Origin of the sequence: Pseudonocardia acidicola (genome assembly GCF_012911935.1) — a bacterium.
GTDB classification, from domain to species: domain Bacteria; phylum Actinomycetota; class Actinomycetes; order Mycobacteriales; family Pseudonocardiaceae; genus Pseudonocardia; species Pseudonocardia acidicola.
Window position 1 is genome coordinate 1 of record NZ_JAAXLA010000004.1, and the last position, 23,455, is coordinate 23,455.

A 23,455-nucleotide genomic window follows, 5' to 3' on the forward strand; every position below is an offset into this window, starting at 1 on the left:
GGGGCGGGGTGGCCCGGGCCTGCGCACCGGTCCGGTTCTGGCCCTTGGCGAGCCACTGCTGCTGGCGCTGGTTGAGCAGCAGCCGCACCTGGTCGGGCTCGAGCAGCCCGGGCAGCCCGAGGTAGTCCTCCTCGTCGGCGCTGAACGACGTCCCCTCGTAGATCAGCTGGTCGAGCTCGGCGTCGGCGTGCAGCGCGGTGAAGGACTTCTCGTCCTCCCCCGGTTCGTCCTGCTGGCGCTGGGCGGCCGCGAGCTCCTCGTCGTTCCACTTCTCCTCGGCCCGGTGCGGCTTGCCCAGGACGTGGTCGCGCTGCGCCTCCAGCTCGCTGGCCAGCCCGAGCAGCACCGGCACGCTGGGCACGAACACGCTGGCCGTCTCCCCCGGCCGCCGCGACCGCACGAACCGGCCGATGGCCTGGGCGAAGAACAGCGGGGTCGACGCGCTGGTGGCGTACACCCCGACGGCGAGCCGGGGAACGTCGACGCCTTCGGACACCATGCGGACGGCGACCATCCACCGGTCGTCGGAGGCGGAGAACTGCGCGATCCGGTCGGACGCGCCCGCCTCGTCGGAGAGCACGACCACCGGCGGCGTCCCGGTGATGTCGGCGAGGATGCCGGCGTAGGCCCGCGCGGTCGTCTGGTCCGACGCGATGACGAGCCCGCCCGCGTCGGGCATGCCGCCGGCCCGGTGCCCGCTCAGCCGCTTGTCCGCGGCGGCCAGCACGGCCGGGATCCACTCGCCACCGGGGTCGAGCGCGGTCCGCCAGGCTCGCGCGGTCTGCTCGGCGGTCAGCGGCTCGCCGAGCCGGGCGGTGATCTCCTCGCCCGCGCTGGTCCGCCAGCTCGACGTGCCGGAGTAGGCGAGGAACACCACCGGCCGGACGACGCCGTCGGCGAGCGCCTCGGCGTAGCCGTAGGAGTGGTCGGCGCGGCTGCGCAGCGCGCCCTCGGCGTCGGGCAGGTAGTCGACGAACGGGATCGGGTTGTCGTCGCTGCGGAACGGCGTCCCGGTCAACGTGAGCCGCCGGGTGGCCGGGTCGAAGGCCTCCTTGACCGCGTCGCCCCACGACTTCGCGTCACCGGCGTGGTGCACCTCGTCGAGGATGACCAGCGTCCGCCGGTTCTCGGTGCGGGCCCGGTGCAGCATCGGGTGGGCGGCCACGCCCGCGTAGGTCACCGCGATGCCGGTGTAGTCCGACGACGTGCCGCCCGCGGAGTTACGGAACTCGGGGTCGAGCGCGATCCCGACCTGCGCCGCCGACTGCGCCCACTGGTACTTGAGGTGCTCTGTGGGCGCCACCACGGTCACCGCGTTGATCGTGCGGTCGGCGAGCAGCTCGGAGGCGACGCGCAGCGCGAACGCGGTCTTGCCCGCGCCGGGCGTCGCGACCGCGAGGAAATCCTGCGGCTTCGCCGCCAGGTAGCGGGCCAGCGCGCTGCGCTGCCAGGCACGCAGCGGCCGGGACGACGGTCCGGTTTCGGGCGGAGTGAGGGCCTGCGACACACAACTCCCCTGGTCGGATGAGTACGGCTCGGTCCGGCTCGTGCGGACGGGGCCGGCCACGCGACGCCGCGAGGCACGACTGACTCCCCCGCGCGGCCGAGTGACCCCCCACCGTGCGGGCGCCGATCAGGGTAACCGGGGCGCATCGTCCGGCGCGTCGTGACCCGCCACGCTGCGATGATCGGCATCGCGTGGTCCATCCTGATGGGGCGATGGCTACCGAGACGACCGTGTTCCCGGCGACGGACGGCCCCGCCGAGCAGCACGCGGCGCGGGACGATGCGCCTGCCGGCCCTCCGCCTTCCCCGCGCCGCCGGCGGCGCGGGGTCCGGCGGGTCGTCGCCCGCACCCTGGCCAAGGCGTGGGCCGACGGGATCTTCTCGATGTCCGCGCAGGCCGCGTTCTGGCAGGCGCTCTCACTGCCGCCGCTGTTCCTGGCCCTGCTCGGCTCGCTGGGCTATGTGGGCGGCTGGTTCGGCCCGGCGACCGTGGAGATCGTCGAGGGCAAGATCGTCCAGTTCTCCCGGCAGGTGTTCACGCCGGAGGTCGTCGACCAGATCATCGCGCCGACCGCGGCCAGCATCCTGACGATCGGGCGTGCCGACGTGGTCTCCATCGGGTTCGTGATCTCGTTGTGGGCGGGCTCGTCGGCGATCTCCTCGCTGGTCGACTCGATCACCGAGGCGCACGGGCAGTACGACGTCCGCCACCCCGTCTGGCAGCGCGTCTTCTCGCTGCTGATCTACCTGTTCGCGCTGGTCGTGGCGGTGTTCACGCTGCCGATCGTGGCGCTGGGCCCGGACCTGCTGCCCGAGGTGCTGCCGGAGTCGTGGCGGCCGACCGCGATCTCGATCATCGACGCCTTCTACTACCCGGGTGTGGGCCTGCTGCTCGTGCTGGTGCTGACCACGCTGTACAAGGTGGCGCTGCCGCACAGCCTGCCGTGGCGGCGGCTGTTGCCCGGCGCCCTGCTCGCGATGGTCGTGTTCATCGTCTCGACCACCGGGCTGCGGGTGTACATCTCGGTGATCACCAGTACCGGCTACACCTACGGCGCGCTGGCCACGCCGATCGCGTTCCTGCTGTTCGCGTTCCTGCTGGGGTTCTCGGTCGTGCTCGGCGCGCAGCTCAACAACGCGGTCGAGGAGGTGTGGCCGGCCCGGCCGAGCCGGCGCCAACGCCGGCTGGACCGGCTGCTGTCGATGCGCCGGATCGCGGCGCAGCGGGCCGCCGCCCTGGCCCTCCCCGCCGACGCCGGGCCCGCCACGTCGAGGCCCGATCACGACAGGGTGAACCGGGAGTTGCCCGGAGACGGCCGCTCCGCCCATCCTGCAGTCACCCCACCCGCCCGCTCGAAGGAGAGCTCGTGACGGCGCAGTACCCCGGCACCGGACAGCGTCAGTCCCCGCCCGAGGAGCCGGACGCCGACATCGCGACCGGGCTGGACATGCTGCTGCCCGACGGCGCGCTGGGCCCGTTGCGCCGGATGCTGCCGGCCGCGTCCGGGATGCGGCTGGCCGCTTCGCTGGCCGCCCGGCCGGCGGCGGTGCTGCGCCGCAGCGCGGGCCTGCTCGCCGAACTGGGCAAGATCGGGCTCGGCCGCTCCGAGCTCGCACCGCAGGAGAACGACCGCCGGTTCGCCGATCCCGCGTGGTCGCAGAACGGGCTGCTGCGCCGGGCCGTGCAGACCCACATCGCCGCGACCGGCACCGCCACCGGCCTGGTCGACGACGCCGAGCTGGACCGGGCCGACGACGAGCAGGTGCGCTTCGCCGTCTCCGGCCTCTGCGACGCGCTCGCGCCGAGCAACAATCCGCTGCTCAACCCGCTGGCGTGGCGCGCCGCGATCGACACCCGCGGCCGCAGCGCGGTGGAGGGTCTGCGCCGCCTCGTCACCGACCTGTCCACCCCGCCGCGGGTGCCGTCGACGGTCGAGCCCGACGCGTTCACCGTCGGCGAGGACCTGGCCGCCACGCCCGGCGCGGTCGTGCTGCGCACCCCGGTGTTCGAGCTGATCCAGTACCTGCCGCAGACCCGCGAGGTCCGCGACGTGCCGGTGCTGATCGTGCCGTCGACGATCAACAGGTACTACCTGGCCGACCTCGCCCCGGGGCGCAGCATCGTCGAGCACCTCGTCCGGGGCGGCCAGCAGGTGTTCTCGATGAGCTGGCGCAACCCCGAGGCCGAGCACGCCGACTGGGACCTGAACACCTACGGCCAGGCCGTCCTCGACGCGATGGACGCCTGCGAGCGGATCACCCGGGTCGACCGGACCGCGCTGATGGCGTTCTGCTCCGGTGCCACGATCACCTCGATGCTGCTGGCCCACCTGGCGGCGATCGGCCAGCAGCACCGGGTCGCCGCCGTCGCGCTGGCGGCGACGGTCCTCGACCAGGACACGGCAGGCACAGCCGGGGCACTGCTCGACGAGGCCACCGCCCGCGCCGCGACCGAGGCGTCCGCGGCGCAGGGCTACCTCGACGGCCGCACCGTGGCCGAGGCGTTCGCCTGGCTGCGTCCCAACGACCTGATCTGGCCCCACTGGGTCGACAACTACCTGCAGGGCAGGGCGCCCAAGCCCGTCGACATCCGGTACTGGAACGCCGACAGCACCCGGATGACCGCGGCGCTGCACCGCGACCTCATCGACATCGCACTGAGCAATGCGCTGGTCACGCCGGGTGCGGCGACCCTGCTCGGCACGCCGGTGGACCTGTCCAAGATCGATCGCGATGTGTACCTGATCGCCGGCAGCGCCGACCACCTGTGCTCCTGGCAGGCCTGTTACCGGACGACCCAGCTCCTCGGCGGGCGGAGCCGGTTCGTGCTGGCCGGCAGCGGACACGTCGCCGCCATGGTCACCCCGCCGGGCAACGACACGGCGGGCTTCACGGTCGCCCCGGAACCGGTCACACCCGGACACCCGGCCGAACCGGAGACCTGGCTCGAGGCGGCCGGCACCGAGTCCGGATCGTGGTGGCCCGACCTGCTGGACTGGCTGGGCGAACGCTGCGGCGGCCTGCGTGACGCGCCACCGGAGTTGGGCGGGCGAGGGCTGCACGCCGTGCATCCGGCGCCGGGTGAGTACGTCTACGCCCGATGACGTTCCCGGAGACCGACGACCTGTTCGAGACCACCGTCCGCGGCCGGCGCCTGCGGGTGTCGGTCCGGCGGGCGACCGCCGGGACCGGACCGATCAGGACCCCGTTGCTGCTGCTCAACGGCATCGGAGCGAGCCTGGAGCTGCTGCAGCCGTTCGTCGACGAGCTGCCGGGCGATCTCGAGGTCATCCGGTTCGACGTGCCGGGAATCGGCGGCTCCCCGCTGCCGGTCGTGCCGTACCACATGTCGACGTTCGCGCCGCTGGTCGGGACGCTGGTCACGCGGCTGGGCCACCGCGAGGTCGACGTGCTGGGCTTCTCCTGGGGCGGCGGGCTCGCGCAGCAGTTCGCGGTGACGCAGCGCCGTCAGTGCCGCAGGCTGGTGCTCGCCGCGACCGGTACCGGCTCGCTGATGGTGCCCGCCCGCCCGCAGGTGCTCGGCCGGATGCTCACCCCGCGCCGGCACCGCGACCCGGCCTACGCCGCCCGGATCGCCGGGGAGATCTACGGCGGTACCATGCGCACCCACCCGGAACGGGCGGCCGATGTGCTGCACGCCTACACCCGGGGCGGCCCCCAGCGCGGCTACTACTACCAGCTGCTCGCCGGCGCGGGCTGGAGCAGCCTGCCGTTCCTGGGCCTGATCCGCCAGCCCACGCTGATCGTGGCCGGCGACGACGATCCGATCGTCCCGGCCGTCAACGCCCGGATCATGAACCGGGGCATCCCGCGCTCGCGGCTGCACCTCTACTCCGGTGGCCACCTGGCGCTGCTCACCGAGGCGCACGAGCTGGCCCCGGTGATCGACGGCTTCCTCACCGGGCCCGACCCGCGCTGACGCACGCATGGCGCTTCAGGTGCGCGTGCTGCACACGCGAAGCGCCACGCGTGGCGTTCGGAGCTCGTGCTGGCCTCAGTCCTTGTCGCCGCCGGACGGCAGCGAGTCGTAGATCTTCTTGCACTCCGGGCAGACCGGCGAGCCGGGCTTCGGCGACTTGGTCACCGGGAAGGTCTCGCCGCACAGCGCCACCACGAGGTTGCCCAGCACCGCGCTCTCCGCGATCTTGGCCTTGCGTACGTAGTGGAACATCTTGGGCTCGTCGTTGCCCGTCGTGTCGGTGCCCTCGGGGCGGGTCTCGACGTCGGGCAGCACCTGGGTCGCCATGTCGTCCATGATGCCGCACGTGCCGCACACCGTCCGCTCCACCGCCGTGTCTCCCGAGCTGTCCGCGGATGTCGCCGCCGCCCTGGCCGACGGCCGCGCGGTCGTCGCGTTGGAGAGCACGCTGCTGGCCCACGGCCTGCCCGCCCCGCGCAACCGCGCCGCGGCGGACGAGCTGGAGGCGGCGGTCCGCGCGCACGGCGCGGTGCCGGCGACCGTGGCGGTGCTCGACGGCGTGCCGCGGGTCGGCCTGAGCCCCGACGAACTGGACCGGGTCTGCGGCGCCGGCCTGGCCAAACTGTCGGTGCGCGACCTCGGGGTGGCGGTCGGCCTGCGTCGCGACGGCGCGACGACCGTCGCCGCCACCGCGGCGCTGGCCGCCGCCGCGGGGGTGGTCGTGTTCGCCACCGGGGGACTCGGCGGCGTGCACCGCGGGGCGCGGGAGTCCTGGGACGTCTCCGCCGACCTCGCGGCGCTCGCCGGGACCGGCATCGTCGTGGTCTGCTCCGGGGTGAAGTCGATCCTCGACGTCGCCGCGACGCTGGAGGTGCTGGAGACCGGGTCGGTGCCCGTGCTGGGCTACCGGACCGACTCGTTCCCGGGTTTCTACCGCCGCGACTCGGGCCATCCGGTGCCATGGCGGGTGGACGACCCGGCGCAGGTCGCCGCCGTGTGGCGGGCGCACCGCGGGCTGGGCTCGGCCGCCGGCCTCGTTCTCGCCCAGCCGGTGCCGGCGGCGGACGAGCTCGACGGCGCGCTGCACGACCGGCTGCTCGCCGACGGGCTCGCGCTGCTGGCCGAGCGCGGCATCACCGGCAAGGACGTCACCCCGGCGCTGCTCGAGCATTTCCACGCCGGCAGCGGCGGCGCGAGCCTGGCCACGAACCTGGCCCTGGTGAAGGCGAACGCCGAGCTCGCCGCCCGGGTGGCCGTCGAGCTGTCCCGGTGACCGGGCCGGCCGCCGTGCTCGTCGCCGGTCAGCGCGGGCCGCGCCCGGTCAGTTCTCGATGACCGGGTGCGGCCGGGCCTCCAGCTCGGGGCGCTCGCCCCGGTAGCGGTTGGCGTTCTCCGCCTTCTTCGGCAACCGGTCGTTCGCGATCAGCACCGCCATCCAGGGCAGTGGCACCGAGAGCAGCAGCATCGTGACGGCGAGCCACGGGATCTGGTAGAACACCCCGGCCAGGATCAAGCAGGGCACGCGCATGCCCATCATCAGCGCGTAACGCTTCTTGCGGACCGCCAGCTCCTCCTCGTAGGAGAGAGCCGCGTCCGTGATCAGAACAGGATCGGGCTCGCGCTGCGGGTCGGCCACGGGACCACCTCCGCGGTCCATCGTGTCACTCGGCTCCGGTGCGCGCCTGCCGACCCTCGGTCCAATCCCTGCCACTCGGCGCACCGCCGGTGTCCAGCGCCGCGTACAACTCGGCGGCGGTCCGCGGCCGAGGCCCGGCGCCGAGCCCGGCGCGCTCCAGCAGCCGGTGCGCGGCGGGGGCCCAGGCCGGCCCGAGCCGGGCCGAGCGCAGCAGCTGCGGATCGCCGAGCACGGTGTCGGCGCCGGCCACCCGGACCCGGCCCCCGGCCACGACGGCGACGTCGTCGGCCCACCGGTAGGCCAGGTCGACGTCGTGCGTGGACACCACCAGCGTCGTCCCCGCCGCGTGCAGCTCGGCCAGCGTGACCAGCAGCTCTTCGACACCGGCCGGGTCGAGTCCGGCGGTGGGCTCGTCGAGCACGAGCAGCCGTGGGCGCATGGCCACCGCGCCGGCGATCGCGGTCCGCTTCTTCTGCCCGAACGACAGCAGGTGCGTGGGCCGGTCGGCCAGCTCGGCGATCCCGAGCGCCTGCAGGGCCGCCGCGACCCGCGACCGGACCTGGTCGGGCGGCAGCCCCAGGTTGACCGGGCCGAACGAGACGTCCTGCCCGACGCTCGCCGCGAACAGCTGGTCGTCGGGATCCTGCAGCACCAGCTGCACCTGCTCGCGCAGCTCGGCGAGGCCGCGGCGGGTGCGGCTCACCGCGGCGCCGTCGAGCAGCACCTCCCCGGCGTCCGGCACCAGCGCCCCGACGAGCAGCCGGAACAGCGTGGTCTTGCCCCCGCCGTTCGGGCCGAGCACGGCGAGCCGGCGCCCGGCGTGCAGAGCGAGGTCGGCACCGGCGAGCACCGGGCGGCCGGCCTCGTACCCGAAGTGCAGCCCGCAGGCCTGCAGCAGCGGCGGGCTCACGCGAGCGTCCCGTGCAGCGCCCACGTCCCGGCGACGACCGCCACCAGCAGCGCCGCCACGGCAGCGACGAACGGCCGCGACACCGGCCGCGGTTCCACCTCGACCCGCAGCGACCCGGTGTAACCGCGCAACGCCAGCCCTTCCTCCATCCGCCGGGCCCGGTCGAACGACCGCACGAAGATCGCCCCCGCCTGGCCGGCGAGCGACCGGTACGACGTCACCCAGGTGCGGAACCCGAGCCGGCTGGCCTGGGCCTCCCGCACCGTCCGCACCGACTCCAGCAGCAGGAACAGGAACCGATACATCAGGGCGGCGACCTCGGTGATCGCCGGCGGCACGCCGAGCCTGGTCAGCCGCGGCAACGTGTCGGCCAGGGGCGTGGTCGCGGCGAACAGCAGCAGGCACAGCAGCGCCGCGGTCGCCCGTCCGGCGACCTGCAGCGCGGTCGGGAGGCCGGAGGGCTCGAACCTGATCCACGGCGAGCCGCCGACCGCCACCAGCAGCGGCACGGATCCCACCGTGACGAATCCGAGCGGCACTCTCGTCGCCCGCCACGCCTGCCGAGGCGCGACCCCGGCGGGACCGAGCAGCACCGCGCCGGCCACCGCACCCACGACGAGCGCGCCGGGCCATGGCGGCAGCGCGACCGCGCAGGCCAGCAGCCCGAGGGCGAGGAAGGCCTTCTCCGCCGGATGCCGCGGGCGCCAGCGGTTGGTGTAGGCGACCGCGTCCAACGGCAGCATCAGGTGGTGTCGCCCGTGGGCGGCGCCGGCTCGGCGGCCGTGCTGCGGCCCGTACCGAGTCGACGCTTCGTGCGGGCGGCCCCGAAGTAGTAGCCGAGGAACCCGGCACCGACCGCGGCCTGCAGCGCGAACAGGCCCGAGGCCACCTCCGCCGAGGGGGAGAACAGCGGGGCGAACCAGGGTCGGTAGTCGGGGTGGTCGGCGGCGATCTGCTCGGCTGCGACACCGTCGGCGCCGCCGAACTCGCCATCGACGACCAGCAGCGGCAGCCCCGCCAGCGCGACGACGGCGAGCACCAGCAGCCAGTTGACCAGCGTGGACCGCTTCACGCGCCGACCTCCTTCGCAGCGGCGGGTGCCGGGGCCGCCGTGCGGAATCCGAGCCGGGTGAGCTCGGCCGGGCTGACCCGGATGAGCAGCCGCACGATCAGCACGGTGAGCAGCCCCTCGCTGACCGCCAGCGGGATCTGGGTGACCGCGAAGATCGCCCCGAACTTGGCGACCGCGCCGAGCACGCCCGACGACGCGTCCGGGAACGCCAGCGCGAGCTGCGCGCTGGTCACGCAGTAGGTGGCCAGGTCGCCCACCGATGCGGCCAGGAACACCCCGAGCGCGAGCCCGCCACCGAGCCTGCGGGTCGCCGCGAACACCCCGTACGCGACCCACGGCCCGACGATCGCCATGGAGAACACGTTGGCACCCAGGGTGGTCAGCCCGCCGTGCGCGAGCAGCGTGGCCTGGAAGAACAGCACGATCGTGCCGAGCAGGGCCATCACCGGTGGCCGGAACAGGACGGCGCCGAGCCCGGTGCCGGTCGGGTGCGAGCAGGACCCGGTGACCGACGGGATCTTCAGCGCGGAGAGCACGAAGCTGAACGCTCCGGCCGCGCCGAGCAGCAGCTTCGAGTCGGGTTCGGCGCGCACCCGGCGGACCACGGCGCGGCCGCCGTGGATCACGAAGGGCGCGGCGGCGACCGTCCAGGCCACCGCGTGCACCGGGGGAAGGTAGCCCTCTGCGATGTGCATCCCGTTCCTCCCGCCGTCGCCGATGTCGTGCGGAATCTACGGTGCGACCGGATTCGGGTTCAAGACTGAACAGGTAATCAATCTTTGATGTCCGGCGCGGCGCCGGTGACCGGGCGCGCCGGGATCAGGGGGTGGCGAGCGAGGTGTCGTCGGGGTCGGCGTGCCCGTGGGCGTGCAACCGGACCGGGTGCACGGCCTCCTGCGAGACCACCTCGAGGAGCCGGCGGGCCAGGCCGCCGGCGATCCGGTAGCGGACCAGCCGGCCCTCCCGGTGCGCGGTGACCAGGCCGTGGGCGCGCAGCAACCGCAGCGCGTGCGACACGGCGCTGTCGCTCATCCCGACCGCGACGGCCAGATCGGACACGCACAGGTCACCGGCGTGGTACAGCGCGAGCAGGATGCTCAGCCGGTTGACCTCACCCAAGGCGTCGAGCACCGTCGCCGAGTGCTGCACCTGCTCGCTGTCGGCGAGCACCGCCGTGGCGTCACACACCTGGTCCGGGTCGATCACCCGGAGGCCGCGGCGAGGGATCGGGACCTTGTGCACGAGCCCGATGCTAGCCCTACGCGCTACTTCCCGGCCTTGGCCGCCGCCTTCATCTGCTGCTTGTACTCGCGGACCTTCGCCAGCGAGCGCCCGTCGAGCACGTCGGCCACCGACTTGTACACATCCGCCTCGCCGTAACCGCCCGCGGCCTCACGCCAGCCGTCCGGGGTCACCCCGCGCTGCTTGCCCAGCAGGGCGACGAAGATCTGCGCCTTCTGCTTGCCGAACCCGGGCAGCGCGCCCAGCCGGCGCAGCAGTTCCTTGCCGCTGTCCACGTCGTTCCAGACCGCGGTGACGTCGCCGTCGTACTGCTCGACCAGGGCCGCCGCAAGCGCCTGCACCCGACCGGCCATCGACTTCGGGAAGCGGTGCAGCGCGGGCTGACGGCTGAACAGCTCGACGAGCTCGTCGGGGTCGTGACCGGCCAGCTCGTGGGCGTCGAGGGTGTCGGCGCCGAGGCGGCGCGCCAGCTCGGCCGGGGCGGCGAACGCGCGCTCCATGGGGATCTGCTGGTCGAGCAGCATGCCGATCAGCAACGCCAGCGGGTCCCGGTCGAGCACGGCGTCGGCGTCGGCGTCCTGGGCCAGGCTGATGCTCACCGGGGCAGCTTAACGGCGGGGGCGAACGAGGGGCGCCCGAGCGGGATCGGGGAGGATCGACGGTGTGCTCCCCCGTTTCGAGCCCGCCCTGACCGATGCGCTGCGCACCGCCCTGACCCGAGCCGGTTACACGACCGACGGCGTGCGCGGGCTGCTCGGCCCCGACGCGCACGCTGCGCTGAGCCGCGGCGAGCCCGAGGCCGCGTCCCGGGCCACCCGCGACGCCGGTGATCTCGGGGTCATCGTCCGGCTGCTGCTGCTCGGCGAGTCCGAACCGGAGGCGGCGGTGGCCGCGGCGTTCGCGCCGGCCCCGGCCGCCGATCTGGTCGGCGCCGGGCTGCTGCGGCGCGACGCCGAGGGGTTGGTCGCGGGACTGGACCTGCGCCCCTACGCCGACGAGGACGGCGAGTGGTGGGTGCTGTCGGACCTGGACACCCCAGCCGCGCGGCAGGACCGCGACCACGTGACCGGCGTCGGCGGGGCGTCGCTCACGCTGGCCGCGGCCACCGCGCGCAGGCCGGTCGGCACGTTGCTCGACCTCGGCACCGGTTGCGGCGTGCAGGCCCTGCACGCCGCCCGGCACGCCGGCGCCGTCACCGCGACCGACGTGGCGCCCCGCGCGCTGGCCCTGGCCGCGGCCACCTTCGCGCTCAACGAGGTCGACGTCGAGCTCCTGGACGGCCCGTGGCTGGAGCCGGTCACCGGGCGCCGGTTCGACCAGATCGTCTCCAACCCGCCGTTCGTGCCCGGCCCGGCCCGGGTCGACTACGTCTACCGCGACTCCGGGCAGGCGGGTGACGCCGCGCTGGCCGGGCTGATCCGGGCGCTGCCCGAGCACCTCAACCCCGGCGGAGTGGCCCAGCTGCTCGGTTCCTGGCTGCACGTGCGCGGCGAGGACTGGCCCGACCGGGTGCGCTCCTGGCTGCCCCCGGGCGTCGACGCGTGGATCGTGCAGCGCGAGGTCACCGATCCGGCGCTGCACGTCGGCACGTGGCAGCGCGACGCCGGGCTCGACCTCAGCTCGCCCGAGGCCCGCCGGCAGGCCGGCGAGTGGCTGGACTGGCTCGAGGAGCAGGACGTCGAGGCCGTCGGGTTCGGGTACCTGCTGCTGCGCCGGCTCGAGGACCCCACCGCGGAGCCGACGGTCGTGGTCGAGGACATGCTCGGCGCAGTGGACGACCCGCTCGGCCCCGAGATGGCGGGCTGGCTCGAGCGCGTCGACTGGCTCCGCGCGCACGCATCCGACGAGGCCCTGCTCGGTGCCCGGCTGGCGCTCGCCCCGACCGCGGTGCTGGAGCGCTACGCGGTGCCGGGCGACGAGGGCTGGGCCGACGCCGGCGCCGCCGTGATGCGCTCCGACGGACCACGCTGGCGGCACGAGATCGACGCGCCGGCCGCGGCGCTGCTGGCGGGCTGCCGCGGCGAGCTGCCGCTGGAGGAGCTGCTGACCCTGCTCGCCTTCGCCCACGACGTGCCGCTCGACGCACTGGTCGCCGCGACGCTGCCGGCCGTCCGCGAGTTCGTCCGGCACGGCATGCTGCTGCCCGTCGACGGGTGGCCGGCTGCGGACCGGTCGCGATGAGGGCGGTCGCGGCGCGGGTCGGCCGGGCGGCGGTGCGGGTGGACGGCGCAGTCGTCGGCGAGATCGAGGGTCCCGGGCTGCTGGTGCTGCTGGGCGTGCATGTCGACGACACCGCCGACACCGCGCGCACCATGGCCCGCAAGCTGCACGAGCTGCGCATCCTCGACGGCGAGCGGTCCAGCGCCGAGGCCGGCGCGCCACTGCTGGTGGTCAGCCAGTTCACCCTCTACGGCGACACCCGCAAGGGCCGCCGGCCGTCGTGGTCGGCGGCCGCGCGCCCGGAGCAGGCCGAACCGCTGGTCGACGCGGTGGTCGCCGAGCTGCGGGGTCGCGGCGCGCACGTCGAGACGGGCGTGTTCGGCGCGCAGATGGCCGTCGAGTCGGTCAACGACGGCCCGTTCACGGTGATCGTGGAGGTCTGACCGGACAGTCAGCCGTGGGCCTGGACCAGGCCCATCACCTCGGTGCGCCAGTCCTCGTACTGTTTGGCGCTGATCTGCTCGCTGGGCTCGGCGACGAGCCGCGCGGCCGGGTCCTCTCCCCCGCGCAGCGCGAACCGGACCAGCTCGAGATCGGTCCGCGAACCGCTCGCCACGGTGACCCGGACGCCGCGGGCGGCGAGCTCCGCACGGGTGGCATGGGCGAGCACGTGCAGCAGCGCGAGCCGGGAGTGCTGGTCGTCGGGGAGGGCAGCGCCCGCCGGGACGTTGCCCGAGACCAGCACGACGCTGGCCCCGTCGGCGAGCGCCGGCAGCACCCGCTCGACCAGCGCGAACCGGCCGAGCAGGCCGTCGGAGAGGAAGGAGCGCACCCTCCCGACCAGGGTGTCCCCGATCGGGCGCACGGTGACCGGCAGCTGCACGTAGTGATCGATGGGGCCATCGAGATCGAGGTCGTCGAGCTGCGCGGCGTCGGCCGCCGTCAGCACCTCCAGCCCCTCGGCGGACAGCCGGTCGGCCACCTCCGCCACCCGGTCTCCGGACCCGGTCACCAGTGCGCGCACCATGGAGTGACCCTAGGTGATCTGCACCACTGGCCGCATCACCGACGGTCCCCGACGACGACGGCGGCCCCGCCCGGCCTCCTCGGACGAGGGACCAGGCGGGGCCGTCGGCACCCCCTGCGAGATCAGCTCTTGGCGGCGTTGCGCGCGGTGCGCGCGGTGGAGGCGGCCTTGTCGCCGGCCTCGTCCACAACCGTGGCGGCCTTGTCGGCCGCGGTCTCGGTGGCGTTCACCGTGTGCTGCGTGACCGACTGGGCGGCCCGGGCCGCCTGGTCGGTGACGGTCTCGACGGTCTGGAAGCCCGCCGTGAACAAGGTGTGCGCGAACTGGCGCTGGTTCTCCAGCACCTTCTCGGCGAAGTCGAAGGTGCGGTCGACGACCGCGTGTGCGTCGGGCAGCTTCGGCTGGCCGCCGGTCAGGCTGCCGGTGTAGGACTGCACGGTGTCGGCCCAGGTACGGACGGCGGCGGTGACCGCCTCCTGGCTGCGCTTGGCGAAGTCGACGAACTGGTCGGTAGGCGCGGTCATCAACTCGTCCTTTCGTGACTCGGTTGGATGTCCGCTACCTAAACTAAGCAGGGCCGTTAAGTATGTCAAGCAGTCCGGGGGCCGGAACCTACTGTGACCCCGATCCCTCCACGAAGCTGCGGTACACACCCAGCAGCGCGGTGCGCTGCTCCTCGGTGAGCCGCGGGTCCGAGCGGATCGCCTCCTCGGTGCCGGCGGCCCGGGGCTCGTCGGCCCGCTCCCGCTCCACGGCGCCGTTCATGGGCGCGCCCGAGGCCCACCCCGCCTGCTTGAGCATCTGCTCGGTGGACAGTTGCAGAGCGTCGGCAATGGCCTGCAGCACCTTCAGCGAGGGCTGGTGCAGGCCACGCTCGATCTGGCTCAGATACGCGTTGGACACACTCGTCAGCGAGGCCATCTCGCGCAGCGACAGCTTCGCCATCTGCCGTTGCGCGCGGATGAACCCGCCCAGCGCGTTGATCTGCGCCGACCAGCCCTGCTGATCCCGCTCGGATGATCCGTCAGTCGACTGCGACGTGCTCACGCCGCGACCTCGACACCGACGCCTTGTGGGCCCATGGCCGCATTGTCCCGCCGATCACCCGCCGCGTCGCCCAGGGCACGCCGGAAATTTGGCGACGTCGGGCACGTCGCCGGCCACGCCGCCGGCGCGCCCCTGCGCCGCACCGCCGCGGACCGGCGAACAGCCCTCAGCCCCGCAGCACGTAGCTGCCGGGCGCCGACTCCAGCACGGGGTGTGCCGAGCTGCCCATCGGCGGCGGGATCCGCTGCTCCCCGGCGCGCTCCGCGATCCACGGCGTCCAGTCCTCCCACCAGCTCTTCTTGTGCTCGACGGCATTGTCGCGCCACCCCTGCGCGCCCTCCGGCAGGTGGTCGGACTCGCCGAACCGGTGCGTGGACCTCGGCGACGGCGGGTTGACCACGCCGGCGATGTGCCCCGAGTTCGACAGCACGAACCGGACGATGCCGCCGAGCCGCCGGGCTCCCTCGTAGACCGAGGTCCACGGCGCGATGTGGTCGGCCTCCGCACTGACCACGTAGGCGTCCTGACGCACCGCGGACAGATCGAGGCGCTCCCCGGCCAGTTCCATCGTGCCCTCGGCGAGCTGATTCTCCAGGTAACAGGTCCGCAGGTACTCGACCTGCATGGCAGCCGGCATCCGGGTGGAATCGGAGTTCCAGCTCAGCATGTCGAAGGGCGCCGGGTCCTCGCCGAGCATCCAGTCGTTGACCACGTAGTTCCACACCAGGTCGGTCGCCCGCAGCAGGTCGAACGTGGTCTTCATGCTCTCCGAGGGCAGGTAGCCGTCGCGGGCCATGGAGCGCTCGAGACGCTGCACCGTCTTCTCGTCGGTGAAGACGCCGAGCGGGCCGGGCTCGGTGAAGTCCAGCAGCGTGTTCATCAGGGTCAGCGAGTGGATCCGGTCGTCTCCGCGCGCCGCGAGCCAGGCTGCGGCCGCGGTGGCGAGCGTTCCGCCGAGACAGAGCGCGGCGACGTTCACGGTGGGCGAGCCGGTGATCTCCTCGACGACGTCGAGCGCGGCGAGCGGGCCCTCGCACAGGTAGTCGCTCATCGTCACCTCGCGCAGCCCGCTGTCCGGGTTCCGGTAGCTGATCATGAACGCGGTGTGCCCGTGCTGCACCGCCCACTCGACGAGGCTCTTCTGCGGGGCGAGATCCATGATGTAGTACTTGTTGATCCACGGCGGGCTGAGCAGCAGCGGGATCGCGTGCACCCGCTCGGTCTGCGGCTCGTACTGGATCAGCTCGATGAGCCGGTTGCGGAACACGACCTTGCCCGGGGTGGCCGCCAGATCCCTGCCCACCTCGTGCTGTCCCGGTGCCACCTGGCGCGGCATGCCGTTGTTGGTCACCGCGTCGCGCAGCATGTTGCGGACCCCGCGGACCAGGCTGTGCCCGCCGGTCTCCAGGGCCTTCTTCAGCAGGGCGGGGTTGGACCACGGCCAGTTCACCGGCGCGGTGGCCTCGACCACCTGCCGGACCATGAAGTCGATCTTGCGACGGGCCGTCGGACCGAGCTCCAGCTCGCCGGACACCGCCCGCAGGTGATCGGCGAACAGCGCGTGCTCCTGGCGACAGAGGTAGTACCAGGCGTTCTGCTCCCAGGCGGGGTCGGCGTACCTGCGGTCCTCGGGGGTCAGCTCGGCAGGCCCCTCGGACGTCGCCCCGGCGCCGCGGAGCAGTGCCGCGAGCGCGGCTCTCCCGGTGTCGCCGCCGAAGGCGATCGTCGCGCGGACCGCGGCCGCCGGGCTCGAGGCGAGCGCGCGGAGCGCCTCGAGCCCGGCGCCGGCGAGGCCCACCGGATCGACCTGAGCCGCCGCCTCCCGGGGATCCAGCAGATCGCGCAGGCTCGTCACCATGTCGGCGGCGGTCCGGCGCAGCGCTGCGGCGGCATCGTTCGCCCTGCCGTCGAGGACGTCGCCGAGGACGTCGCCGAGGGCGTCGTTCAGGTCGGTCGACCGGACCACGTCTCGCCTCCCTGCTCGATGTCACCGTTCCGACCGCCGCTCGGCCGAACGGTCCCGGCCGGATGAGCACCCCATCGTCTCGAGGGACTCCCCGGTAAGGGTGCATGCCCGTTCCCGGTCAGGTGTATGCCCCGTCACCTGCGCTTGAAAAAGCAAGCACTACCCGGCAGTAACTCAGCTGTTGCTCGGGATGTGCACCGACCCTAACGTTGGATCTCCGAGTTTCGGACATCAGTGTTGATGGGAGATGCATGCCCCCCGTGGCTTTCCCCGCGCCGACCGCCGCGTCCGGCGGCGACATCGCATCCGCCGACCCGCTGCGGTACCTGTTCGGCTACAACGCGAGGAGCACCGCACGCAGCCTGGCCGAGTTCACCCGGGCCGCAGGCACCGCCTGGGTCGACACCCTCACCCGGGCCGCAACTCCCCTCGAGGCGGCCACCCGCGGCCTGCTGTGGCTCACCGCGATGCGCGACCGGCGGGCGCCGGACTGGCACCTGCCCAACGACATCGTGCTCAGCACCCCGTTCGCCCACCTGCGCGACTTCACCGACGACGCCCATCGCGCCACCGACGTCGTCCCCACCCTGGTGCTGCCGCCCCAGGCCGGCCACTCGTCCACCGTCGTCGACTTCTCCCCCGCCCAGAGTCAGCTCGCCGTGATCAAGGCGGCCGGCCTGACCCGGCTGTACTCGCTGGAATGGCGGGCGGCGACCGCGGCCACCCGGCACGTCACCATCACCGACTACCTCGACGTCATCGACCGCTCGATCCGCCGGATGGGCGGGCGGGCCAACCTGGTGGGCAACTGCCAGGGCGGGTGGCTCGCCGCGATCTACGCGGCGCTGCACCCGGAGCGGGTGCACACCCTGACCCTGGCCGGCGCACCGATCGACTTCCACGCAGGCGAGTCCGTGATCGCGGCGTCGACGATCGCGCTGACCAGGGCATTCGGCCTGGCCCCCTACCGGGCGCTGGTGGCGGTGGGCGGCGGGAACATGCCGGGCCGCGCGGTGCTGGGCAACTTCATCGGCATCCAGCCGCACTCGGAGATCGCCCGCCAACTGCAGCTGCTGGAGAACATCGACGACCCGGCGCACGTGGAGCGCTACCGGGTGTTCGAGGACTGGTTCAAGCACACCCAGGACATCCCCGGGAGCTTCTATCTGTGGCTCGTCGAGCACCTGTTCCGGCGCAACCAGCTGATCTCCGGCGATCTCGTGATCGACGGCCGCCGCGCCGACCTGGCCGCGATCACCTGCCCGCTGTTCCTGCTGGCGGGGTCGACCGACCACATCACCCCGCCGGCCCAGCTGTTCGCCGCCGCGGACGCCGTCGGCACCCCGCGCGAGCAGATCACCCGGCGCACGGCCAACGGCGGGCACCTGGGCCTGTTCATGGGGCGGGACGCGCTGCGCGAGGACTGGCCGCCGCTGCTCGAGGCCGTCTACGAGCACTCGGTGCCACGGGCCGACCCGGCCGCGGGCGGGGCGGGAGCGGCCGAGCGCACGCTGGCCGCCGCGACCGCCGTCGCCGACCCGCGCGGCACCCGCCGGGTGCCGGCTCCCTGATCGATTCCGGGCGGGGAATGTGATCCACGTTCACCCGCCCGGCGGATGCGCGCGGGCGGGAACGTTTACCGATGGCCGTGCGTTCAACCCTATGAGAGCCCCGGCGGGAGGCCGCCACCAGCGCCACCGCCCGGGTCCCGTAGGGGAGGAACGCAGATGACAGCGCCGCAGACCATTCCCGGCCAGCGGACCGCGCCCGACGAGGCTGCAGCCGCCACTGCCGTCGAGTTGTCCGCCGAGGACCTCGACGCCCAGAGCCCGGCCGCCGACCTCGTGCGGGTCTACCTGAATGGTATCGGAAAGACCGCGCTGCTGACGGCAGCGCAGGAGGTCGAGCTCGCGAAGCGGATCGAGGCGGGCGTGTTCGCCAAGCACGTCCTCGACACCGCGCGCGAGGACGACACCCAGCTCGACAAGCAGTACGCCGCCGATCTGCGGGCGATCGTCCGCGACGGCGAACGCGCCCGGAACCACCTGCTCGAGGCCAACCTGCGCCTGGTGGTGTCGCTCGCCAAGCGCTACACCGGCCGTGGCATGCCGCTGCTGGACCTGATCCAGGAGGGCAACCTCGGGCTGATCCGCGCCGTGGAGAAGTTCGACTACGCCAAGGGCTTCAAGTTCTCCACGTACGCGACCTGGTGGATCCGCCAGGCCATCACCCGCGGCATGGCCGACCAGGCCCGTACCATCCGGCTGCCCGTGCACCTGGTGGAGCAGGTCAACAAGCTGGCCCGGATCAAGCGGGACCTGCACCAGCGCCTGGGCCGCGAGGCCACTCACGAGGAGCTGGCCGAGGAGTCGGGCCTGGCCGTCGAGAAGATCGCCGACCTGCTCGACCACGCGCGCGACCCGGTGAGCCTGGACATGCCGGTGGGCTCGGAGGAGGAGGCCCCGCTCGGCGACTTCATCGAGGACGCCGAGGCCACCGACGCCGAGAACACGGTGATCTCGCACCTGCTGCACGACGACCTGCGCCGGGTGCTGGCCACCTTGGAGGACCGCGAGCAGTACGTGATCCGGATGCGCTACGGCCTGGACGACGGGCAGCCGCGCACGCTGGACCAGATCGGCCGCCGCTTCGGGCTGTCCCGTGAGCGCGTCCGGCAGATCGAGCGCGAGGTCATGGCCAAGCTGCGCATCGGCGAGCGGGCCGACCGGCTCCGCGCCTACGCCAGCTGAGCTGACCGACACGGCCGGTCCACCCCGCCCGGCCCGCCGGTGACATCAGGCCGGCGCCACCCGTGGGCTCCCCACGATCTCAACGGGTGGCGCCGGTCCGATCATCTTCTCCGGAGTCCGGTCCCGACGACCGGCCCGACAGGCTCCCCGATCGGGCGAGCGGGTGTGACGTCAGCCGAGGGTGAACGGGTCCCGGGTGCCACCGGTCAGCTCGACCCACACCGACTTGTTCTCGGTGTACTCGTTGACGGCCTCGATGCCGTTCTCCCGGCCCAGCCCGCTGGCCCCGAACCCGCCGAACGGCACGCTGGGGGCGACGACCCGGTAGGCGTTGATCCACACCGTGCCGGCCCGCAACTTCGCCGCGACCCGGTGCGCCCGGTGCACGTCCTTCGTCCACACCGCTGCGGCCAGCCCGTACGGGGTGTCGTTGGCCAGCTTCAGCGCCCCGGCCTCCTCGGTGAACGTGTACGCCGAGAGCACCGGGCCGAAGATCTCCTCCTTGACCACGGTCGAGTCCGGGCCGACACCGGTGAGCACGGTCGGCTTCACGAAGTAGCCGCCCAGGCCCTCGTCGGCGGTGCCACCGTAGGCCACCGTGGCGCCCTCGGACTGTGCCGTCTGCAGGTAGCCGAGGACCTTTTCGTACTGCGGCCGGTTGGCCACCGGCCCCATCTCGGTCTCCGGGTCGTTCGGGTCGCCCAGCTTGATCTGCGCGGCCCGCTCCGCGACGAGCCGGACCAGCTCGTCGTGCACGCTCTCGTGCACGATCAGCCGGGACCCGGCCATGCAGGTCTGCCCGGTCGCGGCGAACACCCCGGCGACCAGCCCGTTCGCGGCGGCCTTGAGGTCGGCGTCGGGGAACACGATCTGCGGGGACTTCCCGCCCAGCTCCAGGGTGACCTTGTTGATGTTCTCCGCGGCCGCCTTGGCGACCGCCCGGCCGGTGGCCGTGGAGCCGGTGAACGCGACCTTGTCCACCCCGGGGTGGCCGGCCAGCGCGGCCCCGACCTCGCGGGACAGCCCGGACACGACGTTGACCACCCCCGGCGGGAACCCGGCCTGCTCGATCAGCTCGGCGAACCCCAGCGTCGAGGCCGGCGAGTGCTCCGACGGCTTGATCACGAACGTGCAGCCGGCGGCCAGCGCGGGCGCCAGCTTCCAGGTCATCAGCAGCAGCGGCGAGTTCCACGGCGTGATCGCCGCGACCACACCGACCGGCTCCCGGCGGGTGTAGACGAGGTAGTTCGGGTTCGGCGACGGGATCTGCCGGCCCTCCAGCTTGTCGGCCAGGCCCGCGTAGTAGTGGTACCAGGCGCCCAGCCCGTTGAGCTGGCCGATCATCTCCCGGTAGAGCTTGCCGGAGTCCTGCACCTCGAGCCGGGCCAGCCGCTCGGCGTTCTCGGTGACCAGATCACCCAGCCGGCGCAGCAGCGCGGCGCGGGCGAAGCCGGTCATCTCGCCCCACTCACCCTCCAGGGCCGCCCGGGCCGCGGCGACGGCGGCGTCGACGTCCTCCGGGCCACCGTCGGGCACCACCGCCCACGGCTTGCCGGTGTAGGGGTTCTGCGACTCGAAGGTCTTCCCGGAGATCGCATCGACGGCCTTGCCGCCGATCAGCATCCGGAACTGCTCGAGATCAGCCATTGGTCCGTCCTCCTCGACTGCACACTCAGGCCTGCTCTGGCTGGTCACGCTACGAGTGCCGCCCACCCCGCGGCTATCCGTGTGCCGCATCGCGACAGCCGCCGCGCGCCGGCGTCCCGCCGGGTTCAGCCGGTGCAGCGGCGCACGGTGGCCGAGGGAAGCTCGCCGAAGCGCTTCCGGTACTGCTGGGCGAAGCGGCTGGGATGGAAGAACCCCCAGCGCATCGCCACGTCGGTGATCCGCACATCCGGGTCCCGGCCTCCGGTCAGCTCGGCGCGTACGTGGTCGAGCCGGATCCGCCGCAGGTAGGCCATCGGCGATTCGCCGAACGCCTGCTGGAACGACGCGTGCAGGGTGCGCACCGACATGCAGCCGACCCGGGCCAGCTCGCCGGGGGTCAGCGGGTCGTCGGCGTTGCTCTCCATGTACTCGACCACCGCCCGCAGCCGGCCGGGGCGGGCCGGCTCGACCGGGCGGTGCAGCTCGTCGGCCCACCGGTGGCCGACCGCGCTGAGCAGCTGGGTGAGCACGAACGCCTCCAGTTGCTCGCGGGCAAGCGGCATGTCGGCCAGCCCGCCGGGGCGGTCCAGTTCGGCGGCGAGGAACTCCACCGAGGCCAGCAGGCCGCGCCCGCGCGGAGTGGTCAGGTCGATCTGGAAGTCGAAGTCGACGACCTCGTGCACCGGCCGTCCCAGCAGGCCGCCGAGATGACATTCGAGCGCGGTGCGGGGGATCTTGAGGATGAGCTGCTCGGCGTCGGGGGTCCAACGGACCCGGTTGAGCTGGTCGGGCAGCAGCACCACACCGCTGGACCGCGCCGCCGTCTTGGCCCGTTTGCCGTCCTGCCGGTCGGCGTGTGTCCGGCCCCGGATGGTGAGGTTGACGTGATAGCAGTTCTCGGTGGCCGGCATGGACAGCCGGGTCGGAGCCCCGTAGGTCAGGAAGCCGAGGGTGAAGTTCCGGTCCTCGATCGCGTTGAGCACCATGCCCAGCCGGTCGCCGCTCCCGCCGCCGGCCCGGTCGGGGACCAGTTCGTGGGGCAGGTAGACGCGGGTCACCGCGTCCCGCGCCTGCTCCAGGTCTCCGGTCTCCAGCACGGGGAACGAGCTGAGCGGAACGCTCACCCGGCCACCTCCACCACGGCGTTGTGATGCACGGCTGACGGGACCGAACGATAGCCACCCGACGCCGCGGGTTGCAGCCTCAGTGCCGCAGACCGGCCTGCTTGAGCAGCGGCATCACGTTGGCGTCGAAGTACTTCATCTCCTCGTTGTAGTCGATCAATCCCATGATCATGCCCTCCATGCCGGCCGCGTGCAGCCGGCCGAGCTCCTCGGTGACCTGCTCCGGGGTGCCCACGATCGGGTAGCCCGCCCAGCCCGCGATGAAGCGCTCCTGGAACTGCTTGATCTGCTCGTTGAACGACTGCGACTGCATCCCGGCGATCTTCATGACGTTCTCCGCCGCGCCCCAGTCGCCCTTCTCGATCACGTTGTCGAAGGCCGCCTTGGCCTCCTTCTCGGTGTCCCGGCAGACGATCAGCCCGTAGGTCATGGTCGTGATCTCGCGCTGGTGGTCGTCGCGCGCCTTGGCCCGGATCGTGTCGGTGTAGGCCTTCATCTCCTCCAGCGTCGTCAGCGACGCGAAGTTGATGTCCACGTTGCGGGCGGAGAACTCCACGCCCGCCTTCGAGTTGCCCGCGTTGATCAGGATCGGCCGCGGGGCCTGGTGCGGCTTGGGGTAGGACTCGACACCGGTGCAGGTGAAGAACTCGCCCCTGTGGTCGAACGAGCCCTCCTCGCTCCACAGCTTGAGCACCAGGTCGAGCCACTCCTGGCCGAAGACGTAGCGCTCGTCGTGCTCGCGCTGCGAGCCGTCGAACATCTCCATTTCGGGGGAGAACCAGCCCATCACCAGGTTCAGCCCGAACCGGCCGCCGGAGATGTGGTCGATCGTGGTCGCCGCCTTGGCCGCGACGATCGGGTGCATCGTCGGCAGGTGGGAGGTGGCGAAGATGCCGATCCGCTCGGTGGCCTGCGCGAGCCCGGCAGCCCAGGCATAGGTCTCGAAACAGGTGCCGTTGAAGTTCGTGGTGCCGCCGAAGCCACGCCACCGGGCGATCGGCACCAGCGCCTCGAAGCCGATGGCCTCGGCGGTGCGGGCCACCTGCAGGGTGTGTTCCCAGGTCGCCTTGTAGGTGCTCTCGGCGTGGCTCATGATCAGCCCGTAGGAGCAGTTCGTGCCGAACAGGCCCAGCTTCATCTTCTGGTCGTTGTAGAGCGGGTGGGTCTGCCGGCCGTCGACCAGCGGCCGGGACTCCTCCACCGGGCGCGGGGCCGTCGGATTCAACTCGAGCGCTGCCGCAGTCATGGCACCTCCTCGTCGCCCCGCGCCGACCTGCGGGGTTCCCGCGCGATGTGGCCTGTGCCACCCGCCTGCCGGGAGGAGACGGTAGGCAGGCCGGCGAAACGGATCTATCCGCCCAGCGCAGCCGGGCAGCCGCCGAGTGCAGACCCGCCGGCCGTTCCGCGCACCAGCAACCGGCTACTGCG

24 protein-coding genes are annotated in these 23,455 nt (G+C 72.9%); 8 read left to right on the top strand and 16 right to left on the bottom strand.

Annotated features, from left to right (window positions below; all coding sequences use genetic code 11):
• Positions 1-1,507: DEAD/DEAH box helicase family protein (locus HF526_RS03085; protein ID WP_169379689.1), on the bottom strand; the 1,507-nt coding region annotated here is incomplete at its 3' end.
• 212 nt (positions 1,508-1,719) lie between these two features.
• Here HF526_RS03085 and HF526_RS03090 point away from each other — a divergent pair.
• From HF526_RS03090 to phaZ, 3 genes are read left to right on the top strand one after another with little or no spacing between them, the layout of a single operon-like run.
• A complete protein-coding gene (locus HF526_RS03090) occupies positions 1,720-2,877 on the top strand; it encodes a YihY/virulence factor BrkB family protein (RefSeq protein ID WP_169379690.1) in 1,158 nt (385 codons plus the stop codon).
• Complete coding sequence (locus HF526_RS03095) at positions 2,874-4,610, top strand: PHA/PHB synthase family protein (RefSeq protein ID WP_211176715.1); 1,737 nt, start codon at positions 2,874-2,876, stop codon at positions 4,608-4,610. Before HF526_RS03090 ends, HF526_RS03095 begins: the two co-directional genes overlap by 4 nt.
• Entirely contained in the window at positions 4,607-5,446 is an 840-nt protein-coding gene (gene phaZ / locus HF526_RS03100; protein ID WP_169379691.1) for a poly(3-hydroxyalkanoate) depolymerase, read from the top strand. Before HF526_RS03095 ends, phaZ begins: the two co-directional genes overlap by 4 nt.
• Positions 5,447-5,521: 75 nt before the next feature.
• Here the strand turns inward: phaZ and HF526_RS03105 are convergent, their stop codons facing one another.
• On the bottom strand, positions 5,522-5,773 hold the full coding sequence (locus tag HF526_RS03105; RefSeq protein WP_169379692.1) for a DUF3039 domain-containing protein: 252 nt from the start codon (positions 5,771-5,773) through the stop codon (positions 5,522-5,524).
• A 10-nt stretch (positions 5,774-5,783) separates the two neighbouring features.
• Between HF526_RS03105 and HF526_RS03110 the strand changes: the two genes are divergently transcribed.
• Positions 5,784-6,719, top strand: coding sequence for a pseudouridine-5'-phosphate glycosidase (locus tag HF526_RS03110; RefSeq protein WP_239028241.1), 936 nt, complete (start codon positions 5,784-5,786; stop codon positions 6,717-6,719).
• Positions 6,720-6,767: 48 nt separating this feature from the next.
• Here the strand turns inward: HF526_RS03110 and HF526_RS03115 are convergent, their stop codons facing one another.
• The 7 genes from HF526_RS03115 to HF526_RS03145 form a co-directional block, all read right to left on the bottom strand.
• Positions 6,768-7,103, bottom strand: coding sequence for a DUF3099 domain-containing protein (locus HF526_RS03115; RefSeq protein WP_169379694.1), 336 nt, complete (start codon positions 7,101-7,103; stop codon positions 6,768-6,770).
• Positions 7,104-7,107: 4 nt separating this feature from the next.
• Positions 7,108-7,992, bottom strand: coding sequence for an ATP-binding cassette domain-containing protein (locus tag HF526_RS03120; protein WP_169379695.1), 885 nt, complete (start codon positions 7,990-7,992; stop codon positions 7,108-7,110).
• On the bottom strand, positions 7,989-8,735 hold the full coding sequence (gene cbiQ, locus HF526_RS03125; protein WP_169379696.1) for a cobalt ECF transporter T component CbiQ: 747 nt from the start codon (positions 8,733-8,735) through the stop codon (positions 7,989-7,991). Before cbiQ ends, HF526_RS03120 begins: the two co-directional genes overlap by 4 nt.
• Complete coding sequence (locus tag HF526_RS03130; protein WP_169379697.1) at positions 8,735-9,064, bottom strand: energy-coupling factor ABC transporter substrate-binding protein; 330 nt, start codon at positions 9,062-9,064, stop codon at positions 8,735-8,737. The genes cbiQ and HF526_RS03130 overlap by 1 nt, the downstream gene beginning before the upstream one ends.
• Positions 9,061-9,759, bottom strand: coding sequence for an energy-coupling factor ABC transporter permease (locus tag HF526_RS03135; RefSeq protein ID WP_169379698.1), 699 nt, complete (start codon positions 9,757-9,759; stop codon positions 9,061-9,063). Before HF526_RS03135 ends, HF526_RS03130 begins: the two co-directional genes overlap by 4 nt.
• Positions 9,760-9,883: 124 nt before the next feature.
• Complete coding sequence (locus HF526_RS03140) at positions 9,884-10,306, bottom strand: metalloregulator ArsR/SmtB family transcription factor (RefSeq protein ID WP_169379699.1); 423 nt, start codon at positions 10,304-10,306, stop codon at positions 9,884-9,886.
• A gap of 23 nt (positions 10,307-10,329) precedes the next feature.
• Positions 10,330-10,905, bottom strand: a complete 576-nt coding sequence (locus HF526_RS03145; RefSeq protein ID WP_169379700.1) for an HhH-GPD-type base excision DNA repair protein — start codon at positions 10,903-10,905, stop codon at positions 10,330-10,332.
• Between the two features lie 64 nt (positions 10,906-10,969).
• Here HF526_RS03145 and HF526_RS03150 point away from each other — a divergent pair, with 64 nt between their 5' ends.
• Positions 10,970-12,487: a DUF7782 domain-containing protein gene (locus tag HF526_RS03150; protein WP_169379701.1), complete on the top strand. Its 1,518-nt coding sequence runs from the start codon at positions 10,970-10,972 to the stop codon at positions 12,485-12,487.
• A complete protein-coding gene (gene dtd / locus HF526_RS03155) occupies positions 12,484-12,909 on the top strand; it encodes a D-aminoacyl-tRNA deacylase (protein WP_169379702.1) in 426 nt (141 codons plus the stop codon). The genes HF526_RS03150 and dtd overlap by 4 nt, the downstream gene beginning before the upstream one ends.
• Before the next feature lie 8 nt (positions 12,910-12,917).
• On the opposite strand, the gene HF526_RS03160 is transcribed toward dtd, so the two are convergent.
• The 4 genes from HF526_RS03160 to HF526_RS03175 all read right to left on the bottom strand — a co-directional run bounded on the left by HF526_RS03160 (position 12,918) and on the right by HF526_RS03175 (position 16,506).
• Positions 12,918-13,493, bottom strand: coding sequence for an SDR family oxidoreductase (locus HF526_RS03160; protein ID WP_169379703.1), 576 nt, complete (start codon positions 13,491-13,493; stop codon positions 12,918-12,920).
• A gap of 122 nt (positions 13,494-13,615) precedes the next feature.
• On the bottom strand, positions 13,616-14,017 hold the full coding sequence (locus HF526_RS03165) for a hypothetical protein (RefSeq protein ID WP_169379704.1): 402 nt from the start codon (positions 14,015-14,017) through the stop codon (positions 13,616-13,618).
• A gap of 88 nt (positions 14,018-14,105) precedes the next feature.
• Positions 14,106-14,540, bottom strand: a complete 435-nt coding sequence (locus HF526_RS03170; protein WP_169379705.1) for a helix-turn-helix domain-containing protein — start codon at positions 14,538-14,540, stop codon at positions 14,106-14,108.
• 166 nt (positions 14,541-14,706) lie between these two features.
• Positions 14,707-16,506 (bottom strand): PHA/PHB synthase family protein, encoded by a 1,800-nt coding sequence (locus HF526_RS03175; protein ID WP_338051260.1) that lies wholly within the window; start codon positions 16,504-16,506, stop codon positions 14,707-14,709.
• A 251-nt stretch (positions 16,507-16,757) separates the two neighbouring features.
• Between HF526_RS03175 and HF526_RS03180 the strand changes: the two genes are divergently transcribed.
• Both HF526_RS03180 and HF526_RS03185 read left to right on the top strand, forming a co-directional pair.
• Positions 16,758-18,077, top strand: coding sequence for an alpha/beta fold hydrolase (locus HF526_RS03180; protein WP_169379706.1), 1,320 nt, complete (start codon positions 16,758-16,760; stop codon positions 18,075-18,077).
• Between the two features lie 156 nt (positions 18,078-18,233).
• Positions 18,234-19,256, top strand: a complete 1,023-nt coding sequence (locus HF526_RS03185) for a sigma-70 family RNA polymerase sigma factor (RefSeq protein ID WP_169379707.1) — start codon at positions 18,234-18,236, stop codon at positions 19,254-19,256.
• 171 nt (positions 19,257-19,427) lie between these two features.
• Here HF526_RS03185 and HF526_RS03190 read toward each other — a convergent pair whose 3' ends face one another.
• From HF526_RS03190 to HF526_RS03200, 3 genes are all read right to left on the bottom strand, one after another.
• The gene (locus HF526_RS03190; protein WP_169379708.1) at positions 19,428-20,903 is read right to left on the bottom strand and encodes an aldehyde dehydrogenase; all 1,476 of its coding nucleotides are present in this window, start codon (positions 20,901-20,903) and stop codon (positions 19,428-19,430) included.
• 125 nt (positions 20,904-21,028) lie between these two features.
• Positions 21,029-22,027, bottom strand: coding sequence for an AraC-like ligand-binding domain-containing protein (locus HF526_RS03195; RefSeq protein ID WP_169379709.1), 999 nt, complete (start codon positions 22,025-22,027; stop codon positions 21,029-21,031).
• 79 nt (positions 22,028-22,106) lie between these two features.
• The gene (locus tag HF526_RS03200; RefSeq protein ID WP_169379710.1) at positions 22,107-23,273 is read right to left on the bottom strand and encodes an LLM class flavin-dependent oxidoreductase; all 1,167 of its coding nucleotides are present in this window, start codon (positions 23,271-23,273) and stop codon (positions 22,107-22,109) included.
• Positions 23,274-23,455: the final 182 nt, after the last annotated feature.